At 69.9% G+C, this 24,401-nt stretch carries 21 protein-coding genes; 14 read left to right on the top strand and 7 right to left on the bottom strand.

All coding sequences use genetic code 11. The annotated features are described in order from the left end of the window. Positions 1 to 34 precede the first annotated feature (34 nt). The 8 genes from ruvC (at position 35) to L324_RS16040 (ending at position 9,045) form a co-directional block, all read left to right on the top strand. Positions 35 to 634: a crossover junction endodeoxyribonuclease RuvC gene (ruvC, locus tag L324_RS16075; RefSeq protein WP_037308266.1), complete on the top strand. Its 600-nt coding sequence runs from the start codon at positions 35 to 37 to the stop codon at positions 632 to 634. Continuing rightward, complete coding sequence (ruvA, locus tag L324_RS16070; protein WP_037308263.1) at positions 631 to 1,230, top strand: Holliday junction branch migration protein RuvA; 600 nt, start codon at positions 631 to 633, stop codon at positions 1,228 to 1,230. The genes ruvC and ruvA overlap by 4 nt, the downstream gene beginning before the upstream one ends. An 8-nt stretch (positions 1,231 to 1,238) precedes the next feature. Next, positions 1,239 to 2,312, top strand: a complete 1,074-nt coding sequence (ruvB, locus tag L324_RS16065) for a Holliday junction branch migration DNA helicase RuvB (protein ID WP_037308260.1) — start codon at positions 1,239 to 1,241, stop codon at positions 2,310 to 2,312. A gap of 145 nt (positions 2,313 to 2,457) precedes the next feature. After that, a complete protein-coding gene (gene yajC / locus L324_RS16060) occupies positions 2,458 to 2,865 on the top strand; it encodes a preprotein translocase subunit YajC (protein ID WP_037308257.1) in 408 nt (135 codons plus the stop codon). Between the two features lie 232 nt (positions 2,866 to 3,097). Continuing rightward, on the top strand, positions 3,098 to 4,807 hold the full coding sequence (gene secD / locus L324_RS16055; protein WP_037308254.1) for a protein translocase subunit SecD: 1,710 nt from the start codon (positions 3,098 to 3,100) through the stop codon (positions 4,805 to 4,807). After that, entirely contained in the window at positions 4,804 to 6,009 is a 1,206-nt protein-coding gene (secF, locus tag L324_RS16050; protein ID WP_051173928.1) for a protein translocase subunit SecF, read from the top strand. Before secD ends, secF begins: the two co-directional genes overlap by 4 nt. Before the next feature lie 108 nt (positions 6,010 to 6,117). Continuing rightward, complete coding sequence (locus L324_RS16045) at positions 6,118 to 6,636, top strand: adenine phosphoribosyltransferase (RefSeq protein ID WP_037308251.1); 519 nt, start codon at positions 6,118 to 6,120, stop codon at positions 6,634 to 6,636. A 78-nt stretch (positions 6,637 to 6,714) separates the two neighbouring features. Continuing rightward, the gene (locus L324_RS16040) at positions 6,715 to 9,045 is read left to right on the top strand and encodes a RelA/SpoT family protein (protein WP_037308292.1); all 2,331 of its coding nucleotides are present in this window, start codon (positions 6,715 to 6,717) and stop codon (positions 9,043 to 9,045) included. Between the two features lie 142 nt (positions 9,046 to 9,187). Here L324_RS16040 and L324_RS16035 read toward each other — a convergent pair whose 3' ends face one another. Further along, positions 9,188 to 11,314, bottom strand: a complete 2,127-nt coding sequence (locus L324_RS16035; protein WP_051173927.1) for an NACHT domain-containing protein — start codon at positions 11,312 to 11,314, stop codon at positions 9,188 to 9,190. Between the two features lie 59 nt (positions 11,315 to 11,373). Between L324_RS16035 and L324_RS16030 the strand changes: the two genes are divergently transcribed. After that, complete coding sequence (locus L324_RS16030) at positions 11,374 to 12,153, top strand: enoyl-CoA hydratase/isomerase family protein (RefSeq protein ID WP_037308249.1); 780 nt, start codon at positions 11,374 to 11,376, stop codon at positions 12,151 to 12,153. Positions 12,154 to 12,162: 9 nt separating this feature from the next. Here L324_RS16030 and L324_RS16025 read toward each other — a convergent pair whose 3' ends face one another. Beyond that, positions 12,163 to 12,741, bottom strand: coding sequence for a TetR/AcrR family transcriptional regulator (locus tag L324_RS16025; protein WP_037308246.1), 579 nt, complete (start codon positions 12,739 to 12,741; stop codon positions 12,163 to 12,165). Between the two features lie 91 nt (positions 12,742 to 12,832). Between L324_RS16025 and L324_RS16020 the strand changes: the two genes are divergently transcribed. Continuing rightward, the gene (locus tag L324_RS16020; protein WP_037308243.1) at positions 12,833 to 13,279 is read left to right on the top strand and encodes an anthrone oxygenase family protein; all 447 of its coding nucleotides are present in this window, start codon (positions 12,833 to 12,835) and stop codon (positions 13,277 to 13,279) included. 33 nt (positions 13,280 to 13,312) lie between these two features. Here L324_RS16020 and L324_RS16015 read toward each other — a convergent pair whose 3' ends face one another. Both L324_RS16015 and L324_RS16010 read right to left on the bottom strand, forming a co-directional pair. Beyond that, positions 13,313 to 14,098, bottom strand: a complete 786-nt coding sequence (locus L324_RS16015) for an aminotransferase class IV family protein (protein WP_037308240.1) — start codon at positions 14,096 to 14,098, stop codon at positions 13,313 to 13,315. A 1-nt stretch (position 14,099) separates the two neighbouring features. Then, positions 14,100 to 14,957, bottom strand: coding sequence for a peptidylprolyl isomerase (locus L324_RS16010; RefSeq protein ID WP_037308237.1), 858 nt, complete (start codon positions 14,955 to 14,957; stop codon positions 14,100 to 14,102). A gap of 157 nt (positions 14,958 to 15,114) precedes the next feature. On the opposite strand from L324_RS16010, the gene L324_RS16005 reads away from it, so the two are divergent. Together L324_RS16005 and L324_RS16000 are read left to right on the top strand one after the other, a co-directional pair. Then, entirely contained in the window at positions 15,115 to 15,723 is a 609-nt protein-coding gene (locus L324_RS16005) for an MBL fold metallo-hydrolase (protein ID WP_037308234.1), read from the top strand. Between the two features lie 5 nt (positions 15,724 to 15,728). Next, positions 15,729 to 16,367: a hypothetical protein gene (locus tag L324_RS16000; RefSeq protein WP_037308230.1), complete on the top strand. Its 639-nt coding sequence runs from the start codon at positions 15,729 to 15,731 to the stop codon at positions 16,365 to 16,367. Between the two features lie 211 nt (positions 16,368 to 16,578). Here the strand turns inward: L324_RS16000 and L324_RS15995 are convergent, their stop codons facing one another. Then, complete coding sequence (locus tag L324_RS15995; RefSeq protein WP_037308228.1) at positions 16,579 to 18,027, bottom strand: YibE/F family protein; 1,449 nt, start codon at positions 18,025 to 18,027, stop codon at positions 16,579 to 16,581. A 52-nt stretch (positions 18,028 to 18,079) separates the two neighbouring features. Next, on the bottom strand, positions 18,080 to 19,057 hold the full coding sequence (locus L324_RS15990) for a GlxA family transcriptional regulator (protein ID WP_037308225.1): 978 nt from the start codon (positions 19,055 to 19,057) through the stop codon (positions 18,080 to 18,082). 99 nt (positions 19,058 to 19,156) lie between these two features. Between L324_RS15990 and L324_RS15985 the strand changes: the two genes are divergently transcribed. Both L324_RS15985 and L324_RS15980 read left to right on the top strand, forming a co-directional pair. Next, positions 19,157 to 19,867, top strand: coding sequence for a DJ-1/PfpI family protein (locus L324_RS15985; protein WP_037308223.1), 711 nt, complete (start codon positions 19,157 to 19,159; stop codon positions 19,865 to 19,867). Positions 19,868 to 19,952: 85 nt separating this feature from the next. Further along, positions 19,953 to 22,919, top strand: a complete 2,967-nt coding sequence (locus tag L324_RS15980; RefSeq protein ID WP_037308220.1) for an AfsR/SARP family transcriptional regulator — start codon at positions 19,953 to 19,955, stop codon at positions 22,917 to 22,919. A 168-nt stretch (positions 22,920 to 23,087) separates the two neighbouring features. Here the strand turns inward: L324_RS15980 and L324_RS15975 are convergent, their stop codons facing one another. After that, a complete protein-coding gene (locus tag L324_RS15975; RefSeq protein WP_037308217.1) occupies positions 23,088 to 24,206 on the bottom strand; it encodes an erythromycin esterase family protein in 1,119 nt (372 codons plus the stop codon). Positions 24,207 to 24,401: the final 195 nt, after the last annotated feature.

Genomic DNA, 24,401 nt, shown 5'->3' with positions numbered 1-24,401 from the left:
GAACGGATGTTCGTGAAACGGCGGAGGGAAACACGTGCGGGTACTCGGGGTCGACCCCGGTCTGACCAGGTGCGGGCTCGGCGTGGTCGACGGCGGCACGGGCCGCACCGTCCGGGCCGTCGCGGTCGACGTCGTGCGGACCTCGCCGGACGCCGACCTTTCCGTGCGCCTGCTGGGGATCTCCGACGCCGTCGAGCGGTGGATGGACCGCTACAAGCCCGAAGCCGTCGCCGTGGAACGGGTTTTCGCGCAGCACAACGTGCGCACCGCGATGGGCACCGCGCAGGCGGGCGGGGTCGTCGCGCTCGCGGCGGCCCGGCGCGGGCTGCCGGTCGTGTTCCACACGCCGAGTGAGGTCAAGGCGGCCGTCACCGGCTCCGGCCGTGCGGACAAGGCGCAGGTCACCGGTATGGTCATGCGGCTGCTCGGCCTCGAGGTCAAACCGCATCCGGCGGACGCCGCGGACGCGCTCGCGCTCGCGATCTGCCACCTCTGGCGCGAGCCGATGCGGGTCCGGCTCGCCGAAGCCGAGGCCAGGGCGGCCGAGATCGCCAAGAACCACAAGGCCAGGCTCGCCGCCGCGGCACAGCGCGCCAAAGTACACGAAGCGAAGACGCAGGGAGTGGCTCGATGATCTCGTCGGTACGCGGGGAAATCCTCTCCATCGGCCTCGACCATGTGGTGATCGAGGTCGGGGGAGTCGGCTTCGCCGTGCAGGCCACGCCCGCCACCCTCGCGACGCTGCGCCGCGGAGAGCAGGCGATGCTGCACACCGCCCTCGTGGTGCGCGAGGATTCGTTGACACTGTTCGGTTTCGCCGACGCCGACGCCCGCGAACTGTTCGGGCTGCTGCAGACGGTCTCCGGCATCGGCCCGCGGCTCGCGCTGGCGACGCTGGCCGTGCTCGATCCCGACAAACTGCGGTCCGCGCTGGTCGAAGGCAACATCACCGTGCTGACCCAGGTTCCCGGCATCGGCCGCAAGGGCGCCGAGCGGCTGACCCTCGAGCTGCGTGACAAGGTCACCGCGCTCGCCGGCCCGACCGACGGTTCCCCGGTGGTCGCGGCACCCGGCGTGCTCCGGGCCGAGGTCGTCGAAGCGCTCGCGGGCCTCGGATTCCCGGCCAAACAGGCCGAGCAGGCCGTCGACAAGGTGCTCAGTGAGGGTGACGGGCATACGACGTCCTCCGTGCTGCGCGCCGCGTTGGCCACCCTCGGGCGTAAGCGGTAAACCGCCACATGGACTATGAGGCTGTGACGGAATTCGACGCCGACGAGACGCTTTCGGCGCTGCCGCAGACCGGCGAACGCGAGGTCGAGACGACGCTGCGCCCGCGCAAACTCGACGAGTTCGTCGGCCAGCCGCGGGTCCGCGAACAGCTGGAACTCGTACTGGAAAGCGCGCGTCGCCGGGGTGTCCCGCCGGACCACGTCCTGCTCTCCGGGCCGCCCGGACTGGGCAAGACGAGTATGGCGATGATCGTCGCCGCCGAACTGAACGCCGCCATCCGGATCACCTCGGGGCCCGCGCTGGAACGGGCGGGCGACCTCGCCGCGATGCTGTCCAACCTGGCGCCCGGCGACGTCCTGTTCATCGACGAGATCCACCGCATCGCCCGCCCCGCCGAGGAGATGCTGTACCTCGCGATGGAGGACTTCCGCGTCGACGTCGTCGTCGGCAAGGGGCCCGGCGCCACCAGCATCCCGCTGGAGATCGCGCCGTTCACGCTGGTCGGGGCCACCACGCGGTCCGGCTCGCTGACCGGTCCGCTCCGCGACCGGTTCGGTTTCACCGGCCAGATGGAGTTCTACACCGACAGCGAACTCGAACTGGTCGCGCGCCGCGCCGCCACGATCCTCGACGTCGACATCGACCGGGACGGCTGCGCGGAGATCGCCCGCCGCTCCCGCGGCACACCACGGATCGCGAACCGGCTGCTGCGCCGGGTGCGCGACTACGCCGAGGTCCGGGCCGACGGCAAGGTCACGCGCAAGATCGCGCGCGCCGCCCTCGAGGTCTACGACGTCGACGAACTCGGTCTCGACCGGCTCGACCGCGCGGTGCTGACGGCGCTGGTGCGCTCCTTCGGCGGCGGCCCGGTCGGCGTGTCCACGCTGGCGGTCGCGGTGGGGGAGGAACCGACCACCGTCGAGGAGGTGTGTGAGCCTTACCTGGTCCGCGCCGGTATGCTCGCCCGCACTCCTCGTGGCCGGGTCGCCACAGCGGCCGCGTGGGAGCACCTCGGACTGCCGGCCCCGGCCGGTGCCACGCGCGGCGACCAGGGTGGCCCGACCCTGTTCGACCAGGACTGACCGGACCGTTCACGCGGTTCGGGGCCCGTGGTGACGACGGGTGGCTGTGGAGTTTCCGCTGGCACCTGGCACACTCGGGTAGAGCACACCCCGCCAAATCGGACAAAACAGCGCACCGCGCGGCGTCCGCTCGAAATGGAGAACCATGAACCAGTTATTGCTGCCGCTGCTCCTGATGCTCGTTGTGGCGATTCCGCTCGTCATGGGCACCCGTAAGCAGAAGAAGGCGGCGGCAGCGCAGCAGGAGCTGCTCGCGAGCCTCGCTCCCGGTGACCGGGTGATGACCACCTCCGGTCTCTACGCGTCTGTCGCCGACGCCACCGCCGACACCACGATCGACCTCGAGATCGCCCCCGGCGTCGTGACCACCTGGCTGCGCCAGGCCGTCCGCGAGAAGGTCGAGCCGGTCGTCGAGACCGACGAGGACAGCACCGACGTCGTGGACGCCGACGAGGTCGTCGAGGCCCCGGTCGTCGAGTCGAAGGACGACGAGCGCGTCGAGGAGAAGTCCGGCGCGCAGATCGCTCCTCCGCTGGAGCACGGCAAGAAGTAAAGCCGGTAAGGCCATCCCCGACACCAGACTTTCGTAGGTGCGGGGCCAACGCCGGGCTCACGCAGCACCGAGTAGTGTCTCGGTGCTGCGTGCGTGTCCGTCGTCATAGTCGTGCCCGTTCACCGGGCATCGTCATCGAGGCAGGTTCGCGGTACCGCCGGGCTCCCGCCCGGTGAGTGAACAGCCAAGTCCATTGGGGAACACCCAGTCCGTCCGAGGAGACCGAAGCACAGTGGCCGCACCGGCCGGGCATCTCCGCCCGGGACGCTATCTCGCCTTCTTCGCCCTGATCGTGGTGGCGCTGTACGCCCTGGTGTTCTTCACCGGTAGCGGCAAGCCGACGCCGAAGCTCGGCATCGATCTGCAAGGCGGCACGAGGGTCACCCTGACCGCCCGTAATCCCGACGGCGGCGACCCTCCGCGAGAGTCCCTCGAACAGGCCCGCTCGATCATCGAGCGCCGGGTCAACGGTATCGGCGTCGGCGGCACCGAGGTCGTCCTCGACGGCAGCAACGTCGTGATCACCGTTCCCGGTGAGCAGGGCGACCAGGCCAAGACCCTGGGCAAGACCGCGAAGCTGGGCTTCCGGAAGGTCGTGACGTCGCAGCCGGTGACCCCGGTCCCGCAGCCGTCGACCCCGCCCGCTTCGGGTGCGCCCTCGTCGGCCCCGCCGTCGTCGGGTGCCCCGGGCGCGTCGAGCGCTCCGCCGAGCAGCCCGGCCAACGGTGGCGGTGGCGCCGCCGGTGCGCCGCAGCAGCAGCCGAACGACAACGCCGACGAGAAGACGAAGAAAGAGATCGAGGAAGCCCGGAACATCCGGCAGAACCCCGATCTGACGTCGACGGACCAGGCGAAGCAGGCCGCGGCCGCCGAGAAGGCCTTCGCGTCGCTGAACTGCGCGCCCAACGTGTCGGACCCGCTGGTCGGCAACGACCTCACCGACAAGCCGCTGGTCGCCTGCGGTGACAAGAACACGATGAAGTACCTGCTGGAGCCGGAGTTCCTTCCCGGAACGGAGATCTCCGACGCCTCCTCGGGTTACGACACGCAGAACTCCCAGTGGGTCGTCAACCTGAACTTCAAGAGCGACGGTTCCCGGATCTGGGGCGACTTCACCTCGAAGAACATCCAGAAGCAGGCGGCGTTCGTCCTCGACACACAGGTCGTCTCCGCGCCGACCATCCAGTCCGCGATCCTCGGCGGCCAGACGCAGATCACCGGCCGGTTCGGCCAGGCCGAGGCGAAGGATCTGGCGGACGTGCTGAAGTACGGTTCGCTGCCGCTGTCGTTCGAATCCTCGGACGCGACCACGGTGTCGGCGACGCTGGGACTCGCGTCGCTGCAGGCAGGCCTCATCGCCGGTGGCATCGGCCTGCTGATCGTGTTCATCTACTGCTTGTTCTACTACCGGCTCCTGGGCGTGCTGACGATCCTTTCGCTCGGCTTGTCCTTCATGCTCGTGTACGCGGTGTTGGTGTTGCTGGGGCGGTGGATCGGGTACACCCTCGACCTCGCCGGCGTGGCCGGTCTGATCATCTCGATCGGTATCACCGCGGACTCCTTCGTCATCTACTTCGAACGTTTGAAGGACGAGATCCGGGAAGGCAGGACCTTCCGGTCCGCGGTCCCGCGTGGCTGGTCCCGTGCCCAGCGCACGATCCTGGCCTCGGACGCGGTGAGCTTCCTCGCCGCGGCGATCCTCTACTGGCTGGCCGTCGGTGACGTGAAGGGCTTCGCGTTCACACTCGGCATGTCGACGGTCCTCGACCTCGTCGTGGTCTATCTCGTGACGCACCCGCTGGTCGCGATGGTGTCCCGGTCCAAGTCGAAGTTCCTGTCCAACCCCAAGAACCTCGGCCTCGGTGCCGTGCAGCAGCTGGGTTCGGAACGTAAGTCCGCGGCCCGTACCGCCGCCGGGCGCCCGAACGTCAAGGAGGCGTGACCGTGGTCGACGACAAGAACACCACCGCGGGCAAGCGCGAGAGCGTCTTCCGCCGCCTCTATGTGGGCACCGGCGCGTTCGACGTGGTCGGCGCGCGCAAGCGCTGGTACATCTTCTTCGGTGCGCTGGTCCTGGTGTGCATCGCCTCGATGGGCATCAAGGGCTTCAACTTCGGCATCGACTTCGAGGGCGGCACCCAGATCCAGCTGCCCGCGAACGGCAAGAACGGGCAGATCACCGAAGAGCAGGCCAAGAAGTCCTTCGCCGACGCGCTGGGCAAGCCGGCCGACGAGGCGCAGAAGGTCGGCAGCGGCGTCTCGTCGACCATCCAGCTGCGTTCGGACACGCTGGACGCCGCCGAGGTCGCCAGGGTGAAGCAGGCGCTGTTCGAGGAGCTGGGCCCGATCGGGACCAGCGGGCAGCCGAGCGTCCAGGCCATCAGTGACAGCGCGGTGAGCGCGTCGTGGGGCGGGGAGATCTCCCGGCAGGCGCTGATCGCGCTCGGGGTCTTCCTCCTCGCGGTCACGTTGTTCCTGGCGTTGTACTTCGACGTCAGGATGGCGGCCGCGGCACTGGTGTCGCTGCTGCACGACATCGTGGTCACCGCGGGTGTGTACTCGCTGATCGGCTTCGAGGTCACGCCGGCGACGGTGATCGGTCTGCTGACGATCCTCGGTTTCTCGCTGTACGACACGGTGGTGGTGTTCGACAAGGTCCGCGAGAACACGCGCGGCCTGCTCGGCCTCACCCGCCGTACCTACGGCGAGGCGGCCAACCTGGCGCTGAACCAGACCCTGATGCGCTCGTTCAACACGGCGCTGATCGCGATGCTGCCGATCCTCGGGCTGCTCGTGGTCGGGTACGTCCTGCTGGGCTCGGGCACTCTGCAGGACCTCGCGCTGGTGCAGCTCACCGGCACCCTGGTCGGCGTGCTGTCCTCGGTCGCGCTGGCCACCCCGCTGCTGGTCGACTTCAAGATGCGTGACCCGAAGTACCGGCAGCAGGCCGACAGGGTCGCTTCGCGTCGTGCGAATCAGGCCCGCAAGGCCGCCGAGCGCGCGGACGACGACTTCGACCCGACCGACGAAGACGCGCTGGAAGCCGAACTCCGCAAGGAGAAGGCGTACGCGGCCGCGGCGAGCGTGCCGGCCCGGAACCAGAAGGCCACCAAGGGCCGTCCGTCGGGTAAGCGCAAGAGGTAGACCCGGGTCTCCGCTGCTAGGAAAGGTCCTTTCATTGCAGAATTTGCAATGAAAGGACCTTTCCTAGCGTTCAGAGCCCGGGCGCACGACACGAGAGCAGGGAAGTACATGGAGCTGGACAAGGCCCTCGACCTGATCGCCGAGGTGCCGGACTTCCCGGAACCCGGCGTGCTGTTCCGGGACCTGAGCCCGATGTTCGCCGACGCCGCGGGCTTCAAGGCCGTCACCGACGCGCTGGCGGCCACCCTCGGCCCCGAGGTCGACCTGCTGGCGGGTGTCGAGGCACGCGGCTTCCTGCTGGCCGCCGCCGTCGGCTACGCCCGGGGTCTCGGCGTCGCGCTGATCCGCAAGCCCGGCAAGCTTCCCCGGGTCGCCGGCCGGGTCGGCTACGCGCTGGAATACGGCACGGCGACCGTCGAGTTGCCCGACGGCGTCGTCCAGCCGGGCCAGCGTGTCGCGATCCTCGACGACGTACTCGCCACCGGCGGCACCGTCGCGGCCACCTGCAAGCTGCTGGAAGACGCGAAGGCCCAGGTCACCGGGGTTTCGGTGGTCATGGAACTCGCCGCGCTCGGTGGTCGTTCCGTGCTGGGAGGGCGTCGCGTGGAGGCCCTCCGGGTGTGTTGACCGGGCGTACCAAGTAGGCCGCGAGGGGGAGCGGTTACTCTTGATGTCCGAAGGCCGCACGAAGCGCAGGAGGTGCGGGTGAGCCAAGAGCTCGATGCCGCGGTGTCCTCGAAGGACGGCACCGAGCAGAACGGCGTTGCGCGGCAGGGGGCCGCGCCGACGCCGTCCGCGACGCGCCGGGTCCGCGCCCGGCTCGCCCGCCGGATCACCGCACAGCGTGCCGCTCCGGTCAAGCAGGTCCTCGAACCGCTGGCCGTCATCCACCGCGAGCTGCACCCCAACGCCGACCTGGCCCTGCTGCAGCGCGCCTACGACGTCGCCGAAGAGCTCCACCGCGATCAGCGGCGGAAGTCCGGCGACCCCTACATCACGCATCCGCTCGCCGTCGCGACGATTCTCGCCGAACTCGGCATGGACACCACGACGCTGGTCGCGGCGCTGCTGCACGACACCGTCGAGGACACCGGATACTCGCTGGAGAGCCTGAAGGCCGACTTCGGCGAGAAGGTCGGCGAACTGGTCGACGGCGTCACCAAACTGGACAAGGTCAAGCTCGGCACGGCCGCCGAGGCCGAGACCATCCGCAAGATGGTCATCGCGATGGCGCGCGACCCGCGTGTGCTGGTCATCAAGCTGTCCGACCGGCTGCACAACATGCGCACGATGCGCTTCCTGCCGCCGGAGAAGCAGGCGCGCAAGGCCCGCGAGACCCTGGAGGTCCTCGCCCCGCTGGCGCACCGGCTCGGCATGGCGACGGTCAAATGGGAGCTGGAGGACCTGGCCTTCGCCATCCTGCAGCCGAAGAAGTACGACGAGATCGTCCGCCTGGTCGCCGATCGCGCGCCCTCGCGGGACACGTACCTGCGGTCGGTGATCACCGAGCTGACCAGCAACCTGGAGGGCTCGCGGATCACCGCGAAGGTCGAGGGACGGCCGAAGCACTACTACTCGATCCACCAGAAGATGATCGTCCGCGGGCGCGACCTCGACGACATCCACGACCTGGTGGGCGTGCGGATCCTGGTCGAGGACGTCCGCGACTGCTACGCGGCGATGGGTGTCGTCCACGCGCTGTGGCAGCCGGTCCCCGGCCGGTTCAAGGACTACATCGCGCAGCCGCGGTTCGGCGTGTACCAGTCGCTGCACACCACGGTGATCGGACCGGACGGCAAGCCGCTGGAAGTCCAGATCCGCACCTACGAGATGCACCGCACCGCCGAGTACGGCATCGCCGCGCACTGGCGGTACAAGGAGACCAAGGGCACCCACAACGGGAACGCCGTCGACGTCGACGAGATGGCGTGGATGCGCCAGCTCCTCGACTGGCAGCGGGAAGCCGCGGACCCGGGCGACTTCCTCGAATCGCTGCGCTACGAACTCGCGTCGCGCGAGATCTTCGTGTTCACGCCCAAGGGCGACGTGATCACGCTGCCGGTCGATTCGACCCCGGTCGACTTCGCCTACGCCGTGCACACGGAGGTCGGGCACCGCTGCATCGGCGCCCGCGTCAACGGCAGGCTCGTCGCGCTCGAGCGCAAGCTGGAGAACGGCGAGGTCATCGAGATCTTCACCTCGAAGGCCGAGACGGCGGGACCGAGCCGCGATTGGCTGCAGTTCGCCGGTTCACCCAAGGCGCGCGCGAAGATCCGGCAGTGGTTCGCCAAGGAACGCCGCGACGAGGCGATCGAAGGCGGCAAGGAGGCCATCACCAAGGAGGTCCGCAAGGTCGGTCTCCCGATCCAGCGGCTGGTCTCCGCCGAGTCGATGGGCGCGGTCGCCACCGAACTCCGGCACCCCGACATCAGCTCGCTGTACGCCGCCGTCGGCGAGGGCCACACCAGTGCGAAGCACGTCGTCCAGCGGCTGGTCGCGCTCATCGGCGGGGTCGACGAGGCGGAGGAGGAGCTCGCCGAACGCGCGACCCCGTCCACGGTCACCCGCCGCCGCGGCTCGAACGACGTCGGCGTCGTGGTGAAGGGCGCCAGCGACGTCTGGGCCAAGCTCGCGCGCTGCTGCACGCCGGTGCCCGGCGACGAGATCCTCGGGTTCGTCACCCGCGGCGGCGGGGTCAGCGTGCACCGCACGGACTGCACCAACGCCGACGACCTGACCGCGCAGCCCGAGCGGCTGGTCGAGGTCGAGTGGGCGCCGTCGGCGTCCTCGGTGTTCCTCGTCGCGATCCAGGTCGAGGCGCTGGACCGGCATCGCCTGCTCTCGGACGTCACCAAGGTCCTCGCGGACGAGAAGGTCAACATCCTGTCCGCGTCGGTGACGACCTCGCGCGATCGCGTCGCGGTCAGCCGGTTCTCGTTCGAGATGGGCGACCCGAAGCATCTGGGCCACGTGCTGAAGGTGGTCCGGGGCGTCGAAGGCGTCTACGACGTCTACCGGGTGACTTCGGCGTCCTAGGCCGTGTCCTGCAAGTCTTGTTCGCGGTCTTCGCGCCCAGGCGGTCCCTGACGGCACGNNGCACCGCCAGGAACCACCTGGATCACGAAGCCCATCGAACAGACTTACAGGACACGGCCTAGCCGGTTCCGCAGTCGAAGGCTCACGGGTCTTCCGTCGTGAGCCGTTCCTGGACTTCGCGGTGCCGGAACTGGGTCGCGGTACCGGCCAGGCGCAGCAGGCCCGCACCGTAGGCCCAGTCGAGGAAGGCCTCCGGTTTGCCCGGAAGCCGGTGCTCGCGCACCATCGCGCGTATCGCGAGCTCCTGGCGCAGCCGGGGAGTGGGGCCTCCGCCGAGGTAGAGCCCCAGGCCCGCCGCGGATCCCAGGAAGACACCGTCGATGATCCCGGCGGGAAGGCTGCCCAGCACCAGGAGCACCAGCGCCAGAATGAGGCTTTGGGCCGCGATCGTCCCGCGCACCTGGCGCTGTGGTTCGCTCGGCCGGTTCGCGGTCTTGAGCAGGGTCGTCGTGTCGCCCGCCTCGGCGATGAGTCCGATCACGAACCCGATCGCTCCGAATCCGATCATGGTGCCGAGCACGATTTTGACCGGCTCACCGATACCGGAGAGCAAGCTGATGGCGATTCCCGCCGGAATCCCGGCCGAGACACCCAGCAGCAGCCAGGCTGAGGCGGCGCGCAGAACCTTGCGGAGCCCCATGCCAGTGAGAAGCAGCCGGGGTTCCATGCGTTCCATGGTCCGCGTCGAGGTCTCCGCGGCGAACCGGAACACGAACACGCCGACGCCGAGCAGCGAGGGGATGATGTAGAACCATCGCTCCGGATGAGCCCGTAAATCGCTGCTCCCGTTGCCGAACCACGCGCGCAGAAACAGCAGGGAGACGAGAAGCGTGGTCAAGCCCGAGATGATCGCCGCGGCGAGCAACCGGACACGCCTGCCTCGGCTCGCCGGATCCCCGCTCGTCCGCCAGAGTTCGTGCAGCTGGATGTCGGTCCTCGAGTATCCGTAGGCGCCCATCCACGCGAGGTGGTTCGCGAGGGTGCTGAGCCAGGTGCGGACATCGTCGGCCCGGTACCGCGTGCCGTCCGGGCCCGGATAGTGCTCGACCACGGCGGGGATGAGCCGGTCTTGGAGGAAGTCGTCGAGTTCCGCTTCGGAGAGCTTGCGGAGTTCACGGGGATCCGGACCGGTGACGGGATCCCGGTAGACGTTCACCGCCAGGTAGAGGCTCAAGGGGGAGGAGAGGAATTTGGCGAGCCTGCCCGCGGGATGGGTCCTGACGAGGTTCAGCACCGGCCGCCAGCGGGCCTGGATTCCGTCCGGCTGCGACGGATCGGGGAAGCGGTGTGCGAGCCAGCCGATGATCTGCCGGGATTCGAGCGCTTCCATGGTCACGGCGGTGGTGTCCTGCAGCGGTGCCGTGCCGGCCATCAGCCGGTAGTTCCCCATCCGGCAGGCGACCACGACCGGCCACCGGTGCGGTCCGGCGGCGGTGTTCAAGCCGTCGATGACCTCGTTGGCCCGGCGAGGGGCGGCCGTGTCGCCGTCCATCTCGTCCAAGCCGTCGAGGATCGGCAAGATCCAGCCGTCGGCGAGGAGGGCCTTCGCGGCGGACCGCGGAACGCCGTAGACGACCGTGAGCTGCTCGGCGATCCAGGTGTCCAGGCGTTCGCGAACCGTGGCCGACCGCGAGTGGGTCTCGGAGAACGAGGGGAGACTCAGCCGGACCGGGACACGGATCCGTTCGCCGGTCTCCGTACGGGCCTTCTCCGCGAGATCCAGCAGCAGCCGGATCGTGAGGACGGTCTTACCCGATCCGGGCTCGCCGAGCACGAGCAGCCTGCCGAGCCCCAGGCTCTCGTAGAACTCCGCGACCGTGTTCAGCGATCCGCTTTCCGGGCCGCCGTCGACCCGCCAGCGCACTCCCGCGGCGTCCGGATGGGTAGAGGCGAAGCCGATGTCGGCCGGTTCGGGGCGGCCGGTGTCACCGAGTAGTTGCTGCAGGGCCCTGGCCTCGGCCGTGATGACCTGGTCGAGCAGCGTCGAAGCGTGGGTCCGCAGCGCGGCCTGGTCAGGGGCCCCACGCCGGGAACGCAGGCTGTAGAACGCCGCGACGCTGCCGAGGATCGCGACGGGGAGAGCCAGCACGTTGGCGATTCCCGCGCCGTCGTCGCCCTTGCCGAGCAGCCACGACGTGAGCCAGAACAATCCGGCCGTCGCGGAGAAGGCGACGACGAGCCGGAGTCGGCGAGGGGGCCGCGAGCGCATCCGACCATCTTGCCCACATTCGGCGGGCTCCGGTGGAAACGCGCACTAGGGTGCGGAACATGACTGAAGGGTTCGAGTTCACTCGCGACGGCGAGGTCGCGCGGCTGACGTTCACCAGGCCGGAGAAGATGAACGCGATCACCTATGGGATGTGGTCGGCGATCCCGGACGTGGTCGCGCGGGTGGAGGCGGATCCGGGGATCAAGGTGCTCGTGCTGACCGGTGCGGGCGCGCATTTCTCGGCGGGTGCGGATATCAGCGAGTTCCGCGAGCTGCGGTCCACCGCCGATGCCGCCGAGACCTACGACAAGGCCGTCGACGGGGCCGTGGCGGCGCTGACGGCTTCGCGGAAGCCGACGGTGGCGATGATCCAGGGGAACTGCATCGGCGGCGGCTGCCAGCTCTCGGTCGCGTGCGACTTCCGGTTCGCCGCGGAGGGCTCGCGGTTCGGCATCACGCCGGCGAAGCTCGGCATCGTCTACCACTTCGGCTCGACTCGGCAGCTGGTTTCGCTGGTCGGCCCGGCGAACGCCAAGTACTTCCTGCTCTCGGGCGAACTCGTCGACGCGCGGCGGGCACGGGAGATCGGGCTGCTCAACGACGTGTTCCCGGTGGACGAGCTGGAGGCGTCGACGAGGAAGTTCGCCGAGACGCTGGCTTCGCGTTCGCAGACGTCGGTGCGCGGGATGAACCGGATCATCGAGAAGATCGTCTCGGGACAAGAGGAATCCGACGCCGAGGTGGACGAGATCCGGCTCGGCGCCCTGCACGGTGAGGACTACGCCGAGGGCGTGGCCGCCTTCCTCGCGCGGCGGCCGCCGAAGTTCACCTATCGCTGACCGGCTCGATCAGAGCACGGCGAGCCGGTCCACCAGCAGCTCCACCCGCTGCTCGGTGTACTCCGGCGGCAGCCGTCCCGACCGGGTCAGGGTCGCCACGCCGTGCAGGGACGCCCAGAACACCTCGGTGAACAGTCCCGGTTCGACGCCGTCGCCCGCGACCTCGCCGAGGCTCTCCAGTAGCGCGGCGAAGGCGTCCTTGAGGGGTTCCGGGGTCTCTTCCTGCGCGTACGCGAGGCCACCGTCGAGCTGGAAAAGGGCGTCGTAGACCGCTGGGTTGCGGGCGGCGAAGTCGAGATAGGCGCGGGCGAGGGCGGACACCCGGGCGCGCGGGCCGTCCGCGGCGGCGGTCGCCGCCCGCATCGCCACGGCCATCTCGGTGGCGCCCTGGAGGGCGACGGCGCCGATGATCTCGCGTTTGCCGCGGAAATGGCTGTAGAGGACGGGCTGGCTGTATTCGATGCGCTCGGCCAGCCGTCGGGTGGTGACCGCGTCCCAGCCCTGCTGCTCGGCGAGTTCGCGGGCCGTCGCCACGATGAGGCGTTCGCGGTCCGCCCGTTCGCGCTCCTTGCGTTCTTGTACCGACATGAACAGATCCTAGCATTGCTAGACAAGCGAGCGGTAGAAGTACTAGCGTTGCCATGTCAGCTATCAGCGCTAGTTTCCGGGAGACGTCGCCATGCTCAACGCTTTAGAGGTGCTCACCACCGTGATCGTCGGTGTGATGGTCGGGGTGGAGTTCTCCGTCGCCTTCGTCATCAACCGGATCCTGAACGGCCTCCCGGACGACAGCGCCCTGCGCGGTCGCGCCCACGGCGGCCGGATGCTCGGCGCCGTGATGCCGTTCTGGTACATCGGCTCGCTCGTCCTCGTCGCGGTGTGGGCCATCACCGGCCGGCAGGACCAGGGCAGCGGCCTCGTCGTCACCGCCGGGGCGCTGCTGATCGTCAGTGTGATCATGTCGATCCTGCTGCTCGTCCCGATCAACAACCGGGGCAAGACGTGGACGCCGGAGAACCGGCCCGCCGACTGGAAGCAGCAGATGAACCGCTGGGACCGGTTCCACTACGGCCGCGTCGCCGTCATCATCGCCGCCTTCGCCCTGCTGGTCGCCGCCCGCGCGTGACGCGGACGGCGAGTCCGGACGATGCCGGAGCGGTCAGATCTCGTCCCAGGGGTTGCTCTCGTACGCCTCGGTCAGGATCCGGCCGGTCTCCGGCGCGAACGGCAGGACGACGTCGTCCACCGACGCCACCGGCCAGCCGATCGACTCCGAGTTGGTCAGGAACATCGCGTCGAATCCCGGCAGCTCGGCCGGACGGACTTCCCGGGTCTCCTGCGGGATCCCGCCGCGCTCCAGGCCGCGCCGCACGAGTTGCTGCGAGATCCCGTCCAGCACCGGCGCCTGAGGCCAGACCACCGTGCCGCCGTCGAGGAAGCCGACGTTCCAGATCGACGCCTCGCTGACCCGGCCCTGGTAGTCGATGAACAGCGCGTCGTCGTAGCCCGCCATCTTCGCCTCGCGCCGGTGATGGACCAGTCCGAACGTGCCGACGTGCTTGACCTCGGGCAGCACCCGTTCGTAGCGCACGGACCGCAGGCGCAGCGGCGTCAGTTCGTGCTCCTGCGGCGGCCCGGTCCGGACCAGCACGTCCGGCGCCGCGGGCGCGCCGGGATCGGACCAGTCCATCGCGCGGGAGAAGATCACCACCCGCACGGACAACGCGCCCGCGCCCCGGACGGCCTGCCGGACGTACCCGCGCACGGCTTCGGTGTCGAGTTCGTCGGCGAACATCCGCCGCGTACTCGTCACCAGCCGGTTCAGATGGACGTCCAGACCGCGGACCTTGCCGTCGCGGACCTGCATCGCGGTGAAATGACCGTAACCGAACGCGCCCGCCAGATCTTCCGACCGGGCGGGCGCGCCGTTGAGCTCCAGCTTCACGTCAGGGGCTGACCGTGACGCCGGTGAACTTGACCTCGGTGTTGGGCGGGCCGGTCCCGTCGCCGTTGCCCGCCTGGGCGTTGGCGCCTGCCTTGGCGACCTTGTCGAGCACCTTCAGGCCGTCGTCGGAGATGCTGCCGAAGACCGAGTACTCGGCGGGCAGCTCGGCCTCGCCGTAGACCATGAAGAACTGGCTGCCACCGGAGTTCGGCTGCTGCGTCTTCGCCATCGCGAGGATGCCGCGGCCGTACTTGATCTCCTTGAAGGCCTCGTCCGGCATCGTGTAGCCCGGGCCGCCCATGCCGCTGGCTTCGGGATCACCGCACTGCAGCATCTGCAGGCCGGTGGTGCCGAGCCGGTGGCATTTGGTGTCGTTGAAGTAGCCCTGCTGGGAGAGGCTGACGAAGCTCTGGACGGCGCACGGCGCGAGCGCCCGGTCCAGCGTCAGCGGGATGTCGCCCGCGGTGCTCTTGAGCACGACGTTCACCGTGCCGTTCGAAGAGACGTCCTTGCCTTCCGGCTTGTTCACCTTCTTCGACGCCGGCTTGGTGGTGTCGTCCTTGTAGTCGCAGGACACCGGGTTCGCCAGCGGCGTCGGCCGCTTCGGCATCGGAGTGCGCTCCGTGGGGATGGTGACCTCTGGGGTCGGGGGAGCCGAGCTCGGGGAAGCGTCGGAGGCGGCGTCGTCACCACTGTTACTGCTGACGATCCACCACACCGCGCCCGCCACGATGGCGACGACACCGACGACCGCCACCGAGCCGACGATCTTGCGCCGCTTGGCCTTTTCGGCCCGTCGCACGATCTGTCGCTCGAGCTTGCGCTTCGCGGCTTCGCGGCGCTGCTGGTTGGTCGGCACCCGCCCTCCCCGTTTCCACTCGATGTTCACACGTCTGAGGTGGGGGAAGTCTATGGGCACAGCCTGTGAGGCCCCCGTACAGGGGCCGCTACGCTTACTTGATCGTGATCAGGGCCATCCTGTCACCTGTTCGGCGGAAGATACGAGGAGGCGTTTCGTGCTGGTTGTCGGATTTCCGGCAGGCCCCCTCGAAGCCAACTGCTATCTGCTCGCTCCGGAACGCGGCGGGGACTGCGTGCTCGTCGATCCCGGCGAGGACATCGGCGAACCCCTCGATGCCGCGCTGGCCGCGCACGGCCTGACGCCGGTCGCGATGCTCGCCACCCACGGCCACCCCGACCACGTCGCTTCGGCGGTCGAGGTCGGCGCACGCCACGGGATACCTCTTCACCTGCATGAGGCGGACCGGCCACTCCTGGCCGCGGACGCCGGGGAATGGAAGGACGGGATCGTGCCACTCGTCGAGGGCCCGCTCAGGCTGGCCGGACTGGAGATCACGGTGTCCCGCACGCCGGGCCACACCGCCGGTTCGGTGACCTTCGGGCTGACCTCCGCCGAGGGCGGCCGGATCGTGCTCACCGGGGACAGCCTGTTCGCCGGTTCGATCGGCCGGTCCTCCGGGTCGGGCGGGGAACTCGTGCGCTCCCTCGGCGCCAAGGTGATGACGCTGCCCGACGACACCGTCGTCCTGCCGGGCCACGGCCCGGCGACCACGATCGGGCAGGAGCGCGCGGGCAACCCGTTCCTGGCCGGGACGGGATCGTGAGCGAGATGGCGGAGACCCCCGAGCGCCTTCCCCTGTTCCACGACGACCCCAAGCTCCGCCGTAAGCGTGGTTGCTCCGGTATCGCGGGCGTCGTGATCTTCGCGGCCGCGTTCGGCGGGATCGCCGGGCTGATCGGCGGTGAGATCGCCGGGCTCGTCGTGGCCGGGGTGATCGCGCTGCCGCTGCTCTACATCATGTTCTACAACCTGCGCCGTCGTGTCTGGCTCGAAGGCGAAACGCTCATCGTGCGGACGTGGGGAGTGCGGCGGATCGCCCTGACCTCGGCCGAACGCATCGACCTGGTGATCAGCGACGTGCGCGGCACCCGGACGGTCAGCCTGCTGGTCAACGCGGGCAAACGGCGCAAGGTGGCGAAGGTCGACCTGGCCGTCTACTCCGGTGCGGGTGGGCGGGAACTCGGCATCCTGCAACTGCGCAAGCTGGCGAACGCGCTGCTGAACAACACCGAGGCGAACGGCCTGGTGTTCTCGGAACTGCTGGTGGCTCAGCTGAAATCGGAGGCGCGCGGGGACGCGGCGGCGGAGCGGCCGCTCTACCGGCTGGCTTCGGCGGCGCCCGCCGGGAAGTACATCCAGCGGTTCACGATGGAGGCCGTCAGCCGGTTCGTGGCGACCTTGGAGTGAAGGCGGCGGAGCGCGTTCTCCGTGAAGGCCCCCTTCCCTCGGCTCAGCCGAGGAAACTCGACCTTCACACCTTGCCCAGTACATGAAGGCCCCCATACTTGCGCCTAGGTACAAGAAGGGGGCCTTCATGTACTACAGGGGCGAGCAACCGCAGTGGCATGGTGGGGCGCGTCTCGTGAGTGGTAATGACGGTTAGAACCGTCATTACCACTCACGAGACTTGAGGCTCCCGCGAGGCGATCAGCGCGGCCAGCACGGTGGTGACCGGCACGGCGGCGACGATGCCGACGCTCCCGGCCAGTGTCCGCACGATCTCCTGCGCGATGTTCTCCGCGCCGAGGATCGAGCCGAGGCCGACGCCCGAAAGCGACGTGTACAGCAGCACCGGCAACGCCGCGCCCGCGTACGCCATCACGAGCGTGTTGACCGCCGAACCGACGTGGTCCCGCCCGATCCGCAGGCCCGCGCCGTAAAGCTCACGCCAGCCGAGCGCCGGATTCGCCCGCCGCAGCTCCCACACCGCGCTCGTCTGCGTCACCGTGACGTCGTCCAGCACCCCGAGCGCGCCGATCACGACCCCGGCCAGCAGCAGCCCCCGCGCGTCGATCCCGTGCCCGAGCGAGCCGATCAGCTGCGAGGTGCTGTCGTCCAGCCCGGTGAGCGACGACGCCGCCGAGAAGATCGCCGAGAGGACGCCGATCAGGACCAGGCTCACCAAGGTCCCCAGTACCGCCACCGAGGTTCTCGCGGACAGCCCGTGGGTCAGGTACAGCGCGACGAACATGATCGCGCCCGCGCCCGCGATCGCCACCAGCAGCGGACTTTCCCCGGCGAGGATCGACGGCAGCACGAACAGGGCCAGCACCAGGAAACTCAGCCCCAGCGCGATCAGCGCGGCGATTCCCTGCCAGCGCCCCAGCACGATCACCGCGAGCGCGAACAGCCCGGCGAGCAGCAGCAACGGCGTCCCGCGCTGGAAGTCGACGATCTGGAACGACGCCGGATTCGCGACGTCGCCGCCGTTGTAGGACAGCACCACCTTGTCGCCCGCGGTGAACCGCGGCGTGCTCGGCTCGATCGGGAGGGTCAGCTTCAGCGGCTTTCCCGTCCCCGGGCCGTCGGTCATGGTCAGTTCGCTGGTAAGGCACGGTTTCGCGTCCGGCGGCGGATCGCCGACCTGGACCTGCCCCTCGGCGAGACACGGCCCGGTGATCGTCGCGGTGATCGTGGCGTTGACCGGAGTCCCTTGGGGGAAGGCGCTTTTCGCCGGATCCTTGCCCCACGGATAGAGCAGGACCATCCCGGCAACGGTCGCGACGGCGAGCGGGATCAGCAGCCACATCAGCAGCTGCCGGACCCGGCGCGACGCGGGCGCCGCCGGTCCGTGGCCGTGCGAGTGCCCGTGACCGTGACCGGCGGGTTCGGGCCGGGGCTTGGGTGCCGGTGCCCGTTCCGGCGCCGGTGCTGATGCCGGTTCCGCCGCGCGGCGTCTGCCCGGGGTGGCCTGCCGCGGCCGTTCGGCCGGGGGACGCGGGCGCCGGACGCCTTCGGGCGGGGTCCGGCGCGGCGAACGGGACGTTCCGGGCGAACGATCGGACGGGGTGTCCGTTACCCGGCGAATCGGGCCGGTGTCGTCGTCGGAGAGGTCGCGGCGGTTCACCCGCACATCCTGCACAGCCCGCGCCGCCCGCCGCTCGCGGGGCCCGGTGCGGTCAGCCGAAGGCCTGACGCAGGTGAACCCGGCGGTAGGCGGACGGCGGCGTGTCGAAGTGGTCCAGGAAGGCCTGGCGAAGCGTCTCGGTCGAGCCGAAACCGCACCGTCTCGCGATCGACGTCAAGGGCAGTTCGGTGCCGCACAACAGCTTCGCCGCGTTCTCGGTCCTGGCCGCCCGGACGTACCGGCTGGGCGTGGTGCTCAGATGCGCGTCGAACAGCCTCGTCAGCTGCCGGGTGCTGATACCCGCGCGGTCGGCGAGCACGGTGGTGCTGAGATCGCCCGCGAGGTGCTCGGAGACGTACGCGGTGATGTCGCGGACCAGCCGGTTCTCCGGCGGCGGGCCGGAGAGGAACATGCTCACCTGCGCCTGGTTCCCCGGCCGCTGCAGGTAGGTGACCAGCATGCGGGCGGCTTCCCTGGCGAGGCTGGGGCCGTGGTCCTCCTCGACGAAGGCGAGGGTGAGGTCGATCCCGCTGGTGACGCCCGCCGCCGTGTAGACATTGCCGTCGCGTACGTACAACGGCACCGGATCGACGTTCACCTGCGGGTAGTTCGTCGCGAGCCGGTTCGCGAACCGCCAGTGCGTGGTGGCGCGGCGCCCGTTGAGCAGCCCGCACGCCGCCAGCACGGTGGCGCCGGTGCACACCGAGGCGACGCGACGGCTGTTCTGCGCGAGCCTGCGGATGTGGGAGACGATCCGCGGGTCGGCCGCCGCGGTCTCGTGCCCGCTCCCGCCCGCGACGATCAGCGTGTCGAGGTCGCCGGTCACCTGGTCGAGCCGGTGCTGTGCCTGCAGGGTCAGCCCGGAGTCGCAGCGGATGCCGCGGCCGTCGACGCTGGCGAGCATGATCTCGTACCCCGGCCGCCCGCCGAGTTTCGTCGCGGCGTCCAAGACGTCCGACGGGCCGGCGATGTCGAGCAGCTCGGCATGGGTGTACCCCACGATCAACACTCGTCTGGGTGAACCCGGCATGATCGAACGCTAGCAGTAGCGCCCGGCCGTTGGACATGGTTCGCAGGAATCCGGACATCCGGCTCTCCGGCTCCTCCCGCCTGCGCCACCGTTGCCCTCATGACTGACGACAAGAAGACCATCGCGTTCGTGGTGTACCCGGGGATGACCCCGCTCGACATGGTCGGGCCGCTGACCGTGCTGGACGGCATGGCGAGCACGGTCCCGGAGTTCCGGACCGTCGTGGTCGGCGAGTCGAAGGAGCCGATCGGTACCGACAATCCCCTGAAGCTGTCGGCGAGCCACACCTACGACGAGGTTCCTTCGCCGTACGCGCTCCTCGTCCCGGGCGGCGCCGCGCCGACGCTGAAGGCGCTCGCCGACGAGAAGCTGATCGACTACGTGCGGACGGCCGCGGCGAGCGCGGAGCTGGTGACCTCGGTGTGCACGGGATCGCTGGTGCTGGGGCAGGCGGGGCTGCTGGAAGGCCGCCGCGCGGCGACGCACTGGATGTTCCGGGAGCTGCTGCGCGCGTTCGGCGCGGAACCGGTCGCCGAACGCTGGGTCGAGGACGGGAACGTGATCACCGCCGCCGGGGTGTCGGCGGGGATCGATCTCGCGCTGCACCTGGTCGAGCGGCTCGTCGGCGCCGAGATCGCGCGGACGATCCAGTTCGTCATCGAGTACGACCCGGAGCCGCCGCTCGGCGCGCTCGACTGGTCGAAGCGGCCGTACGGGGACCTCAAACCGTTGCTGGAGCACACCTTGAAGGACGCGCTCGCGGACGAGCCCGCCCTGCGGGACAGGTTGCTCGCGCACACTGGACGGTAGGGCGGCGGCCATCCGGGTGAGAAGCGACGATTCGGGGACTCCGCCGGGTTAGATTCTGCCCACCCGTCCAGGTGATAGGTGCTTCGTGGAGTTCAAGGTGCTCGGCCCGCTCAGGGCCTCGGTCCCGCTGCCGTCGGCGGCTCAGCCCCGTCGGGTGCTCGGGCTGCTCCTGGCCAGGCCGAACGAGTTCGTCCACCGGAACACCCTCGTGGACGAACTCTGGCCGCAGGGGCCGCCGTCGAGTGCCGCCGCCGTCGTGCAGATGGCGGTTTCCAAGCTGCGCAAGGCGTTGTCGCCCGGGGTGCCGGTGGACGACGCCCGGCAGCGGCTGCGGTCCGGTCGGGACGGCTACCGGCTGATCGTGTCGGAAGGGGAGCTGGACGTCTCCGGTTTCACCGGCCTGACCGCGGCCGCGGCGACGGCGACCGGCGACGAGCGCAGGGCGCTGCTCGAACGGGCACTCGGGTTGTGGCGCGGCCGGGCGTTCGCCGACGTCCCGGCCGGGCCGCTGCTGGAGGCGTACAAGCTGTGGCTGGAAGACCGGCGGTGCTCGGTTCTGGGCAAACTCGTGGAGCTGGACCTGGCGGCCGGTGACCACAAGGCGGTCGCCGACCGGCTGGGCCCGGAGCTGGCCGCCAGGCCGGGCGACGAGCGCCTCGCGGGATGGCTCGCCGAGGCGCTGCACGGCCTCGGCCGCCGGGACGCCGCGCTCGCCGTCCTCGACCGGTGCCGTCACGCGCTCTGGGAGCACGCGGGTGTTTCACCGGGTGAGGACCTGCTCGCGGTCCACCGCCGGATCGCCGGAACCGGCTGGTCGGCGGGCGGCCCGCCCTGCCGCCTTCCGCCCGCGACCCCGGATTTCACCGGCCGGGCGGGCGAACTGGCGGAACTGGGCCGTGCGCTGCGCGGTCCCGCGCCGGTCGTCCTGCACGGCGCGGCGGGAGCGGGGAAGAGCGCGCTGGCCGTCCAGGCCGCGTGGCGGGCGCGCAAACGGTTCCCGGACGGTCAGTTCGTCGCCGATCTGAGTGAGACCGGCGACGTGCTCGCCGGATTCCTCCGCGCGCTGGGCCTCGCGGAAACGGAACTCCCGTCCGACCGGGACGGGCTGATCTCCTTGTGGCGGAGCCATACCGCGGACCGGCGGGTGCTGGTCCTCGTCGAGAACGCGCGCACCGAGGCCGAGGTCCGGCCGTTGCTGCCGAGCGGTCCGGGCTGCGCGACGATCGTCACCACACGACGGCAGCTGGCGGGACTCGCCGGGGCCAGGCCGATCGAGGTCGGCGACCTGTCCTACGCGGAATCGCGGGTGCTGCTCGGGGCGATCATCGGCGAGGATCGGGCGGCGGCCGAACCCGACGCCGTCCGCCGGGTGCTGGCCTGCTGTGACGGGCTCGCGCTGGCGGTGCGCGCGGCGGGAACGAAGCTGCGGCAACGGCCGAGACTGGGCATCGCAGAATTCGCGGCGCGCCTGGAGAACGAGCGTCTGCGTCTCGACGAACTCGCGGCGGGCGACCTCGCCGTCCGCCCGGTGCTCGCCGAAGCCATCGCCGAAGTGTCGCCGCGGCAGCGGAACTCCTTGCGCTTGCTCGGTTTCCCCGGCGCCACCGAGGTCGCCGACTGGTTCGCGGCCGCCCTGCTGGGCTGTTCGTCCCGTCAGGCGGCCGAGCTGCTCGACGAACTGGTGGACGACCACCTGCTCCACGTCACACGGGATCAGGCCGGTTTCCCGAGGTACCGGCTGCCCGGCCTGACCCGCCTCGCGCTCCGGGAACCGCCGGATCCCGCCGCCCTCGAACGTGCGCTGACGGTCATGGCGGCGTTGGCCGAACACGCGAGCGCCGCGCTCGGCGCCGAGTACCCGCCCGCTCGCCGGACGGACGCGCCCGCGGCGGCGACGGACCGCGTCACGGCCGACCCGATCGGCTGGCGCGACACGGAACTCGCGAACCTCGCGCTCGCCGTCCGGACCGCGCGCGGCCACGGCTGGACCGAGCTGACCGCGCGGCTGGCCGAAGCACACGGCGACCTCGTCGGCCCCCGGCACGGTGGTCCGCTCGCGCTGATCGGGTTCGACGTCGTCCGTGAACGGCTCGACCTGCCCGCGGAGGCGGGGAAACTGCTGAAGCTCGGTCACTCACACGCCGACGCGGGCGACTTGGCGCGGGCGAGGACCTGTTTCGCGTTGGCCGAAGCCAGATTCCGCACTTCAGGCGATCCGCGCGGTACCGGATCCGCGCTCGTCGCGCTCGCCGACGTCGACGCGGACTCCGGCAGGCCCCGGTCGGCCGTCGGCGCGTTGCGGGAGGCGCTGGACCTGTTCCGGGACTCCGGTGATCTCGCCGGGCAGGCGATGGCGTCGGCCCAGTTCGGCTCTCTCTGGGACGATCTCGGCGACTTCCGGCGGGCGAAGGAGTGTTTCGAGGCGAGCCTGCTGCTCTCACTCCATTGCGAGGACGGGCGGCAGCACGACCGGTCCGCCAAACGGTACGCCGACGTCCTGCGCCGCAACGGCAGGCTGGACGAGGCCGGTGACCTGCTGGCGAGCGCGCTGACCGGCACCCGCAGCTCGCGCGAACGCCACTGGGAGGCGCATGTCCTGCGCAGCCTCGGCGATCTTCACGCTGAGGCGGGCGAAGCGGGGGAGAGCGAACGATGTCTTTCGCGGTCGCTGGAGCTGTTCGAGCACGTCGGCCACCGGCACGCGGCCGCCTACACGCACCGGAGTTTCGGCGAGTCGCTGCGGCTGGCGGGTGAACCGGATCGAGCGGCGGAGCACCTGGGCCTCGCGATGAGCACGTTCCGCGCGCTCGGTGACCGCCGGGGCGGCGGATACGCCCTGCTCAGTTTGGGTCGTTTGCGGGCCGACGAAGGCGTCGTCACCGAAGCCGCCGAAGGACTCCGTACGGCGGCCGGGCTGTTCCGGGAACTGGGTTTCCCGGTGTGGGAACTGCGCGCGCTCCAGGGCCTCTCCGCCGTCGACAGGGATGGGCGGCAGCGGGAACGGGCTCGTGAAGCCTTGACGAAGATCCGCTTCGGAGCGATGCCCGGATAGCCCGGCACGGGATCACGGCCCGCCGCGTTTGGCGAAGTTATGGGGCCGGTGTGTTGACTCGGTCCCGGGACTTCGCGCCGTCCCGGAATCGTGGGACTGGGGGTGACGGCGCGTGCTCGTGGCCGGGTGACGCCTTCCGAGGGCAGGAGGCGTCACCCGGTTCGCCGGTCAGCCGCCGACGTGCAGGAGCACGTCCGCGTCGTCGAGGATCCCTTGGTCGAGCGGGAAGTAACCCTGCCGCGGGGTGGGGTCGGTCCGGACGCGCGCCGCCGGGACCTCCCCGGGCTGGAGCAGACCCCACTCGGTGGTGACGTGCTTCTGCAGGAAGCCTTCGTAGGTATCGGTTTCGGGCTCCCGCAGCGCGATGGCCCCACTTCGGCCGAGACTGGTCACGACGAAGGTGTACCGATCGCCGAGCAGCGGCCCCACCAGCGCGCCGGCCGGGAACCAGGTGGTCTCCGTCCCGGCCACGGTCATCGTGCTCGCCTGGCGCCGCAGATGGAGGTTGTGCGCGAAGACCAGTGTCGCGCCGCGACCGGCTTCGGCGGCGCGGATGTCGAGCAGATTCCGCGCCATGATCGCGTCCCTGATGGCGACCAGGGGCAGGTACCGATCCCGCGGTTCGAGCGGTTCGGCGCATTGCCGGTGGTAGCGCAGCAGATCGATACCCGCCATGAGGTGGTTCTCCGCCCGCACCCAGTCGGCCGTGACCGGTCGCGGTTCGCGGGCGCGGAGCGCGGTGAGCAGATCGGCCGCGATCGCGCGCAGCCGGTACGCGTCGGCCGTGGCACCGACCGACGAGGCCGCGTCCAGCACCGCCTCCGTCCGGCTCCAGCGTTCGTCGTCGCCGGCCGGACCGGCGATGTCCACGTCCAGTCCGAGGAAGTCGCGGGCGTACTCGAGATAGCGTCGCGGGCTGGGCGCGGAGGTGTTCTCGGTCTGGGTGTCGAAGCCGTGGAAGGTGAGTTGTTCTTCGGGCGGGCGGTTCTCGTTGTACTCGCGCATCCACTCGATCAGCCGCCGATTCGCCTCCACGGTGCCGAAGACGTGCGTGAAGCCCTCGCTCATCGCGAGGTCGAGGGATCCCTTGCCATGCTGGACGAAGTCGTTCGCGACATGCGCGGCCACGCGATCGGTCTCCAGGGCGATCGAACGGAAACCACGGTCGACGAGCTGGGCGAACAGCTCATTGCGGATCTCGGCGAAGAGCGGGATCGCGTGCGTCGGCTCGCCCAGGGCGAGCAGGTCGCAGGAGGGGGTCACGAAGTCTCGGAGGTCTTGACTCATGAGGTTCAAGCGTATCGTTGATACGCCGGTTGAAACTTTTCTCGACTGGACGTCGGGGATCGATCCCAAAGCTTCAAACGAGGGTGAACGGTCGTGAGTGGCGATGAGGGCTATTGAGGGGTAAGGCAAAGATGTCGTGCCCCGGCGAGCGTCCGGACTGGCTGGCGGAAGCCGGGCCGCGGCTCCGAGAGACAC

It is taken from the genome of Amycolatopsis orientalis DSM 40040 = KCTC 9412, from assembly GCF_000478275.1.
GTDB classification, from domain to species: Bacteria; Actinomycetota; Actinomycetes; order Mycobacteriales; family Pseudonocardiaceae; genus Amycolatopsis; species Amycolatopsis orientalis.
The sequence above is the reverse complement of the archived record's forward strand: the minus strand, read 5'-3'. Positions and strand labels throughout refer to the sequence as shown.

What these genes read in the sequence shown, in the direction of transcription:
- ruvA (WP_037308263.1), top strand. Translation starts at nt 631, where the DNA reads ATGATCTCGTCGGTACGCGGGGAAATCCTCTCCATCGGCCTCGACCAT.
- ruvB (WP_037308260.1), top strand. Translation starts at nt 1,239, where the DNA reads ATGGACTATGAGGCTGTGACGGAATTCGACGCCGACGAGACGCTTTCG.
- yajC (WP_037308257.1), top strand. Translation starts at nt 2,458, where the DNA reads ATGAACCAGTTATTGCTGCCGCTGCTCCTGATGCTCGTTGTGGCGATT.
- L324_RS16045 (WP_037308251.1), top strand. Translation starts at nt 6,118, where the DNA reads ATGGAGCTGGACAAGGCCCTCGACCTGATCGCCGAGGTGCCGGACTTC.
- L324_RS16035 (WP_051173927.1), bottom strand. Translation starts at nt 11,314, where the DNA reads ATGCGCTCGCGGCCCCCTCGCCGACTCCGGCTCGTCGTCGCCTTCTCC.
- L324_RS16030 (WP_037308249.1), top strand. Translation starts at nt 11,374, where the DNA reads ATGACTGAAGGGTTCGAGTTCACTCGCGACGGCGAGGTCGCGCGGCTG.
- L324_RS16025 (WP_037308246.1), bottom strand. Translation starts at nt 12,741, where the DNA reads ATGTCGGTACAAGAACGCAAGGAGCGCGAACGGGCGGACCGCGAACGC.
- L324_RS16020 (WP_037308243.1), top strand. Translation starts at nt 12,833, where the DNA reads ATGCTCAACGCTTTAGAGGTGCTCACCACCGTGATCGTCGGTGTGATG.
- L324_RS16000 (WP_037308230.1), top strand. Translation starts at nt 15,729, where the DNA reads ATGGCGGAGACCCCCGAGCGCCTTCCCCTGTTCCACGACGACCCCAAG.
- L324_RS15990 (WP_037308225.1), bottom strand. Translation starts at nt 19,057, where the DNA reads ATGCCGGGTTCACCCAGACGAGTGTTGATCGTGGGGTACACCCATGCC.
- L324_RS15985 (WP_037308223.1), top strand. Translation starts at nt 19,157, where the DNA reads ATGACTGACGACAAGAAGACCATCGCGTTCGTGGTGTACCCGGGGATG.
- L324_RS15975 (WP_037308217.1), bottom strand. Translation starts at nt 24,206, where the DNA reads ATGAGTCAAGACCTCCGAGACTTCGTGACCCCCTCCTGCGACCTGCTC.